The organism is Marinobacterium litorale DSM 23545, from assembly GCF_000428985.1.
In the GTDB taxonomy this organism is placed as follows: domain Bacteria; phylum Pseudomonadota; class Gammaproteobacteria; order Pseudomonadales; family Balneatricaceae; genus Marinobacterium_D; species Marinobacterium_D litorale.
The window spans coordinates 1-6,271 of record NZ_AUAZ01000057.1; the positions used below are offsets into that span (position 1 = coordinate 1).

13 protein-coding genes are annotated in these 6,271 nt (G+C 56.4%); all 13 read left to right on the plus strand.

Features of this window, described 5'->3' with window-relative positions; genetic code table 11:
- The coding region (locus G403_RS0120160) for a Gp49 family protein (protein ID WP_027855584.1) at window positions 1-200 on the plus strand (200 nt) is incomplete at its 5' end.
- Window positions 201-247: 47 nt separating this feature from the next.
- Window positions 248-697: a hypothetical protein gene (locus tag G403_RS0120165; RefSeq protein ID WP_027855585.1), complete on the plus strand. Its 450-nt coding sequence runs from the start codon at window positions 248-250 to the stop codon at window positions 695-697.
- The gene (locus tag G403_RS24720) at window positions 694-1,212 is read left to right on the plus strand and encodes a hypothetical protein (protein ID WP_051299348.1); all 519 of its coding nucleotides are present in this window, start codon (window positions 694-696) and stop codon (window positions 1,210-1,212) included. The genes G403_RS0120165 and G403_RS24720 overlap by 4 nt, the downstream gene beginning before the upstream one ends.
- The gene (locus G403_RS0120175) at window positions 1,205-1,477 is read left to right on the plus strand and encodes a hypothetical protein (protein ID WP_027855586.1); all 273 of its coding nucleotides are present in this window, start codon (window positions 1,205-1,207) and stop codon (window positions 1,475-1,477) included. The genes G403_RS24720 and G403_RS0120175 overlap by 8 nt, the downstream gene beginning before the upstream one ends.
- Complete coding sequence (locus G403_RS25155; RefSeq protein WP_084404135.1) at window positions 1,474-2,355, plus strand: DNA cytosine methyltransferase; 882 nt, start codon at window positions 1,474-1,476, stop codon at window positions 2,353-2,355. Before G403_RS0120175 ends, G403_RS25155 begins: the two co-directional genes overlap by 4 nt.
- Complete coding sequence (locus G403_RS25570) at window positions 2,319-2,858, plus strand: DNA cytosine methyltransferase (protein WP_051299350.1); 540 nt, start codon at window positions 2,319-2,321, stop codon at window positions 2,856-2,858. The genes G403_RS25155 and G403_RS25570 overlap by 37 nt, the downstream gene beginning before the upstream one ends.
- On the plus strand, window positions 2,855-3,109 hold the full coding sequence (locus tag G403_RS0120185; protein ID WP_027855587.1) for a hypothetical protein: 255 nt from the start codon (window positions 2,855-2,857) through the stop codon (window positions 3,107-3,109). Before G403_RS25570 ends, G403_RS0120185 begins: the two co-directional genes overlap by 4 nt.
- 17 nt (window positions 3,110-3,126) lie before the next feature.
- Window positions 3,127-3,753 (plus strand): hypothetical protein, encoded by a 627-nt coding sequence (locus G403_RS0120190; RefSeq protein WP_027855588.1) that lies wholly within the window; start codon window positions 3,127-3,129, stop codon window positions 3,751-3,753.
- A 121-nt stretch (window positions 3,754-3,874) separates the two neighbouring features.
- Window positions 3,875-4,615 (plus strand): hypothetical protein, encoded by a 741-nt coding sequence (locus G403_RS0120195; RefSeq protein ID WP_027855589.1) that lies wholly within the window; start codon window positions 3,875-3,877, stop codon window positions 4,613-4,615.
- The gene (locus tag G403_RS0120200; RefSeq protein ID WP_027855590.1) at window positions 4,612-5,259 is read left to right on the plus strand and encodes a hypothetical protein; all 648 of its coding nucleotides are present in this window, start codon (window positions 4,612-4,614) and stop codon (window positions 5,257-5,259) included. The genes G403_RS0120195 and G403_RS0120200 overlap by 4 nt, the downstream gene beginning before the upstream one ends.
- A 100-nt stretch (window positions 5,260-5,359) precedes the next feature.
- Entirely contained in the window at window positions 5,360-5,557 is a 198-nt protein-coding gene (locus G403_RS25410) for a hypothetical protein (RefSeq protein WP_156899754.1), read from the plus strand.
- Window positions 5,550-5,795, plus strand: a complete 246-nt coding sequence (locus tag G403_RS0120210; RefSeq protein ID WP_027855591.1) for a hypothetical protein — start codon at window positions 5,550-5,552, stop codon at window positions 5,793-5,795. The genes G403_RS25410 and G403_RS0120210 overlap by 8 nt, the downstream gene beginning before the upstream one ends.
- Window positions 5,796-5,861: 66 nt before the next feature.
- Window positions 5,862-6,149, plus strand: a complete 288-nt coding sequence (locus tag G403_RS0120215) for a hypothetical protein (protein ID WP_027855592.1) — start codon at window positions 5,862-5,864, stop codon at window positions 6,147-6,149.
- The last annotated feature ends 122 nt before the right edge of the window (window positions 6,150-6,271 follow it).

The following is a 6,271-nucleotide window of genomic DNA, read 5'->3' on the forward strand; positions in this document are numbered from 1 at the left end:
AGTCTGGCGGCATCTTGCGCTTTGCGATTCTGAACTTGGATAACGGCTTTACCGTGACTGGCCGCCCCAGTGTGGCTGCTTCGCCTGAAAACGACAATGACGAAGTGGGCGTGAAGATCGCGGTCCAGAATGCCGTGTTTGAGCTGTGGCCCTTCTTGGGTTTCAAGCTGGTCCAGCAGCGGCACGAGCAGCAGTCATAACCCCACCACCAAGCCACGCCAGCCGGGGCTTTTCTTTGGAGGCAAATATGAGACCGATGGATCATTCAGTCGATAAAGAAGTGGTAGCCGATCTGACGGAAACAGATCTGTCGATCTCTGCCATCGCCAGGCGCCGCGGTATAAGCGGCCAAAAAGTACGGAAGATCGGTGCAATGTTTGGCGTTGATATCGATGAGCGCCGGGACCGCCTGGGTCATGTGAATCAGTTCAGCCAGGCCCAGATCGATGAGCGCAACGCGAAGATCGGGGCGGACTTGCTGAGCCTTGAGCACATGACGTTGGTGGAGATAGGTGAGCGCCACGGCGTATCCAGTACAACTGTCTATCACGTCGCCAAGAGGCTGGGCATAGATACCAAGGCGCGAAAGCGAATCAAGCAGACCGCATCATCCAATCGAGCAACTGGCGAGATACCCGGCAATCGCCGTTCAACCTACTGGCTCACACAGCCATTCACAGCGAGGCAGTCAGCATGACTACCCAGGTACTAACCGGCGATGTCGGTGATGAGCAGAAGCATGTGGGCGGCGATGATCTGATATTGGAGATCGGTCGCGGCATCGACCTGAGTGCGTCATCCCTGTCATTCAACCAGCAAATCAAGGCGAGCCGGGAAACCGGGCTCTGTGCTGATGGCCATCCGTGCGGAAAGCCAGAGCATCAGTTCGAGCAAGAGCACTGCGACTGGTGCCCGAATGCGCCGGAAATTCCGGATAGTTCAGACCATATTGCTGACGCCGGGGAAGTGGTCGGTATGGCCGCACTATACCCCGCCTACTACAAAGATGTGCGCCATCTTGATTCTGTCGACGTGTACCAGGTGCACAACCTATTCGGTATTGATGACCCTACCGGCTGTATCCATCACGCCAGCAAAAAGCTGCTGTTGTCCGGTGCCCGCACTGGCGGCAAGCCGAAACGGAAGGACATCCAAGAGGCTCGCGACACCCTGACGCGTTGGCTTGAGATTACGGAGGTACGCAATGTCTGAGCTGAAGCCTGTCGCGTGGCTGTACGAAGCTGTTGACGAATCTATCCGTGTGACCGATTACGAACAGTTTGCCGAGATGCACGGGCGCGATGTGACGCCGCTCTACGCCATTCCTGAAGGCTACGCGCTGGTGCCGGTTGAGCCTACGGACGCGATGGTAGATGCAGCGTTGGCTTGCGCAGACGACGAAAGCATCCCTGAAGATGCGTTTGCTCAATCAGCGTACCGCGCCATGATCACCGCCGCACAGGAGCAGGAGCAGTGAAATACGGATCCGTCTGCAGCGGCATCGAAGCCGCATCAGTCGCGTGGGAGCCTATCGGCTGGACGCCTGCATGGTTTGCGGAGATAGAACCCTTCCCGGCTGCCGTACTGGCGCACCACTGGCCCGACGTGGATAACCTGGGCGATATGACCCAGATCAGCCGCCGCATCCTTCTGGGCGAAGTTGAAGCGCCTGATGTACTGGTCGGTGGCACACCCTGTCAAGCCTTCAGCGTAGCGGGAATGCGCGAAGGGCTGGCCGATGAACGGGGCCAACTGACAATCAAATTTGTGGAGCTTGCCGATGCAATCGACGCTGTTCGACTTCGAGCCGGAAACTGCGAATCCATCATCGTCTGGGAGAACGTCCCCGGCGTCCTTTCCTCAAGCGACAACGCCTTCGGATGCTTTCTTGGGGCGCTCGCTGGGGATGGTCGCGAACTGCAGCCTTCAGGGAAGCGATGGACAAACGCTGGTTGTGTGTATGGACCCCAAAGAGCAGTCGCGTGGAGGGTTCTTGACGCCCAATATTTCGGAGTGGCCCAACGACGCCGCCGTGTCTTTGTTGTCGCAAGTGCTCGAGCAGACTTCGATCCAGCCGCGGTACTTTTTGAGCACGAAGGCGTGCGCCGGGATACTCCGCCGAGCCGAGAAAAGGGGCAAAGCACTTCCCACGATGTTGCACCAAGCCTTACTGCGTCAGGTCGAGGGGTCGAACGATGTGGAGACACCCGAGGGCAAGACCCTGTAGTTGCTATACCGATACTTGAGCCAGGGGCCAGAACGGGGAAAAGCACGACCGACATTCGGGCTGGTATCGGCATCGGGAAGACGGCGATCCGATGTTCACACTCCAGGCGGGCAAGCAGCACGGCGTAGGTTTCCGTATGCTGGCTTTCGGCGAGTACGCGGATGACGAAACCGCCTCTACCATGAAGGCTAGAGACTACAAGGATGCTACGGATTTGGCCGTTACCGTTTCACTGCGAGGCCGAGAGGGTGGCGCAACTGCTGAGCTGGGCGGGGATGTTGCCGGAACGCTTAGAGCTTCTTCTGGCGGTGGCGATAAACCTCACGTTCTGACTTCCCTGAAGCCTGTATCGGTTCACGGCACCCAAGACCCGTGCGTAAGCGATAAAGCCTTTGAGCTCGGTCGCAACAACGGCCAGGAAAACGTTTTGTTCGAGCCCCCGATGAAGGTTCGCCGTTTAACACCTCGGGAATGTGAGCGCCTGCAGGGATTCCCCGACAACCACACAAATGTCACGTACAGGGGAAAACCGGCAGCCGATGGGCCGCGCTACAAAGCGATCGGCAACAGCATGGCGGTGCCTGTCATGCACTGGGTCGGCAACCGGATAGATAGGGAGCGCACAGCATGACCCCATCAGAAATCAAACAGGCCAATACCCTGATCGAGGATATCGAGGCGCTGGAAGAACTGGCTACCAGTATCGGCAGCGCCGGTCTGATCGGCATATCGCTGACATTCAGGAACCGGGATGACGACAGAAAGATCGGCCCGCATGTGGCCGCCCTACTCCGCAATGCGCTGGAACAGGCAATCGCACAGGAGCGCCAGCAGCGGATCGAGAAACTGCGCGCCAGCTACGGCGTGGATACGGCGGCATAACAGGAGGTAAAGACAGTATGAACCACCCAACAGAACAGACATTCCTGAGCAGCGTTGAAAACCACTCCATGGAAGTGCATCAGGACTCAGGTCTATTCCGGCACCTGACATTCTCAAACAACGGCAGCTTTAACCAGATGTTCCATATCACCACCTGGCCGGGACACCTGTGTATCTCCGGCGATATGGGCTGCTACGTGTTTTCGCGCATCGATGACATGTTCCAGTTTTTCCGCTCAGGCGATGAACTGGCGATCAACCCCGGTTATTGGGCAGAAAAGGTACAGGCCGAAAGCGTGTTCGGCGGTGGCGTGAAGGAGTGGGATGAACTGGCCGCAGCGGATGCTGTTCAGCATCACTTTGATGAGTGGCTGGAGGCGAATGCTGATGAGCCTATCGCTGAGTCAGAGGCTATGGACGAGCTACACGATATGGTTGATCGCCTGAAGAGCCTTGCAGCAGAGGAGACGGAGTTTATTGCGGCCGTGAACAACTGGGATTCGGAATATGCCTACGGTTTCGGTCTGGTCGACTTCTGGGAGCACCGGATGGAGAAGTACACCTACCACTACATCTGGTGCTGTTACGCGATCGCCTGGGCCATTCAGCAATACGACCGGAGCAAGGAGGCCGCAGCAGCATGAATATTTGTTACCAATGCGGCGGATACGGCTGTCCGCACTGCAACAACCTGCCTCACTTGGCTGCCACCCACTGGGACTGGAAACGAGCCTGTCGGCAGGCGAATGGGCACAGGAGGCGGTAATGGATAAAGAACAGATCAAAGAACTTGCTCTCGCCAACGGCTTCAAGCTGAAGCGGCAGCAGGACGGCAGTATGGGCCTGAATCCGTATGTGTACGAGTTCGCGCAGGCGGTCGTTAAATCGCTCCTGCCGGATGCATCACTCGGGTGTTACGACCCTCCCAGCATGCACGAAATATTTCATTTGCCCGTTGGGGGTGAGCACTTCTCGATCAATGGCAACTGCAAAAAATCTATCTTTGATGACGGTGTTCGCCCAGGGGATGCGGTTGCTTACGCTGTAAATCATCACGACAACATGCGGGCTGCAAACATAACCTTGGCACAACAGAGAAACGAACAAGCCGCCGAGATTGAGCGGTTGCGCGGCGAACTGCATAGCAATCGCGTCGATTATACAGAGTCATATCAGGCGCTGAAGCAAGAACGGGATCAGTTGAAAGAACACTGTCGGGGCCAAGAGAAATTACTTTCATCAGGTATCGTTTATACCTACGCAGAACTCGCCGCCCACGATGCGGCCCTGATTGAGCGAGCCCGTCAATACGCTACCAGTCGAGTCGAAGAGCACGAGACTGCTGATCAGTACGACTGGGCGCTGGTGGAATTTACCGAGCAGCTACTCGGTAGCGCTGAGGAGGTGAAGCCATCCCGATTTCCAGACTGCGAAATCGAGTGCGGCGCTTATGGCACCTACTGCAAGTGTGCTGATGATGCTGCAGCTGAGGAGGTGAAGTCGTGACCGACACAATCACCGCATCCCCGCTCTGCTGGCCACCATCCCGCCCGCGCACACCGGCCAGCGAGCGCCAGCACGGGCGATTCGGTCGCCGGAACAGCAACAGCTGGGGTCGATCAGAACTGACGCTGGCACAGGCCCGTGATCGCGTGATTGAGCAGCTAGGCATGTTCACCCGAGTTGGCCAAAAATACCGGCATGACGATCTGATCATCAGTTCAGACCTCAAGTTGCGCAACGATGGCCTGCCCCGCTCCGGCCAGCACCAGCCAGACGATCCGGGCGTTGCCGTTTATTTCCAGCTCGACGGCCGCCAGTGGTGCATACCCTGCGATAACTACCTGCGCATTGAGGACAACTTGGCAGCAGTAGCAGCCACTCTCGAAGCGTTGCGCACACTGGAGCGCCACGGATCCGCAATGTTCGAAGCCGCGTTCACTGGGTTTACCGCTCTACCAGGGCCTGATCAGGTTGTCGGTCGCACCTGGCGGGACGTGCTGAATTACTACGGCAGCGATCTGGCCGAAGCCAAACGCCGATACATGCAGGCCCGGAAGCAGGCCCACCCGGACCATGGCGGCAGCACCGATCAGTACCACGAAGTTGAAACGGCCTGGCAGCAGGCACAGGAGGAACTGAAATCATGACAGGCAACAAATGGTTCCGAGCCCTGCCCTACATCGTCATAGCGCTGATAGCGCTGGCTGTGATCGGTGCTGGGTATGGGGTTTATGAGTGGGTGGTGGGATGAGCAATAACCACACCCTCACCCCCTACCACGGCGTCCGCATCTGCAACGACTGCGGCGCTGCATTACATCGGAACGGCGACTGGTATCTGGGCGGCTATAGGTCGCAGGCAGAGCCGCCCTGTACACCCTATCAACGATCTGATGAGTGGCTGGAGAGTGCCGAACAAATCGATCTGGAGATAACTCATGGATAACCGTATTACCGCATCCGGCATAACGATGGATGCCACGCCGGAACAGGTAGCAAAACGCCTGGCTAAATACTGGAGCACCTATAACGATCAACCTGGTGTTGCTGAGTACGGGGAAAAGACCGTTATCAATGACGCACTCTACGGGATCGGTATAGCGCTCAGCGATGAGTATCTGTGCGCCGATGGGTTCGCAAAATTTAAAGTGGATCTGAAGCAGTATTTAGATGGGTGTGCGTAACCAAACACCCCGCATTAGCGGGAGCGAACACCAGCGAGTTGTTATGCGAATTTAGAGGATTCAGAGATGACGACAATTGTTGAAAAATGCCCGGCTTGTTCTGGCGATGCCGTTGATAGAAGTGGCCATTGGCAATCTGTTGCGCCAAATGGTGATGAGCTGAACAGAAAGATATATGCCATCGAAAAGGCCGTGACGAAATACTATCTCGCACTCGACAATAGAGAGCATGGCGGGGGAGCTGAAAACAAGGCGTTTAATGAAATTCAGGAAATTCTCGGGATGAGTTGGAAGCGGGGAGAAACTGCTGCATTTTTGGAAGCGCACCCGAAGCTGAAACCGCTATACGCCTAACCCCCGTTTAACGGGGCGAGAAAGCGGAGCTTTTTAGCTCTCGATTGAAATGATTGTTAAAGGGCGAAACCATGAAAGTAAACATACTCTCCGATGGCCCAATTAAAAACTTCACTAAAGGC

Excerpts from the sequence above, each read along its gene's own strand:
- G403_RS0120165 (WP_027855585.1), top strand. The coding sequence starts at position 248 with ATGAGACCGATGGATCATTCAGTCGATAAAGAAGTGGTAGCCGATCTG.
- G403_RS24720 (WP_051299348.1), top strand. The coding sequence starts at position 694 with ATGACTACCCAGGTACTAACCGGCGATGTCGGTGATGAGCAGAAGCAT.
- G403_RS0120175 (WP_027855586.1), top strand. The coding sequence starts at position 1,205 with ATGTCTGAGCTGAAGCCTGTCGCGTGGCTGTACGAAGCTGTTGACGAA.
- G403_RS25570 (WP_051299350.1), top strand. The coding sequence starts at position 2,319 with ATGTTCACACTCCAGGCGGGCAAGCAGCACGGCGTAGGTTTCCGTATG.
- G403_RS0120185 (WP_027855587.1), top strand. The coding sequence starts at position 2,855 with ATGACCCCATCAGAAATCAAACAGGCCAATACCCTGATCGAGGATATC.
- G403_RS0120190 (WP_027855588.1), top strand. The coding sequence starts at position 3,127 with ATGAACCACCCAACAGAACAGACATTCCTGAGCAGCGTTGAAAACCAC.
- G403_RS0120195 (WP_027855589.1), top strand. The coding sequence starts at position 3,875 with ATGGATAAAGAACAGATCAAAGAACTTGCTCTCGCCAACGGCTTCAAG.
- G403_RS25410 (WP_156899754.1), top strand. The coding sequence starts at position 5,360 with ATGAGCAATAACCACACCCTCACCCCCTACCACGGCGTCCGCATCTGC.
- G403_RS0120210 (WP_027855591.1), top strand. The coding sequence starts at position 5,550 with ATGGATAACCGTATTACCGCATCCGGCATAACGATGGATGCCACGCCG.
- G403_RS0120215 (WP_027855592.1), top strand. The coding sequence starts at position 5,862 with ATGACGACAATTGTTGAAAAATGCCCGGCTTGTTCTGGCGATGCCGTT.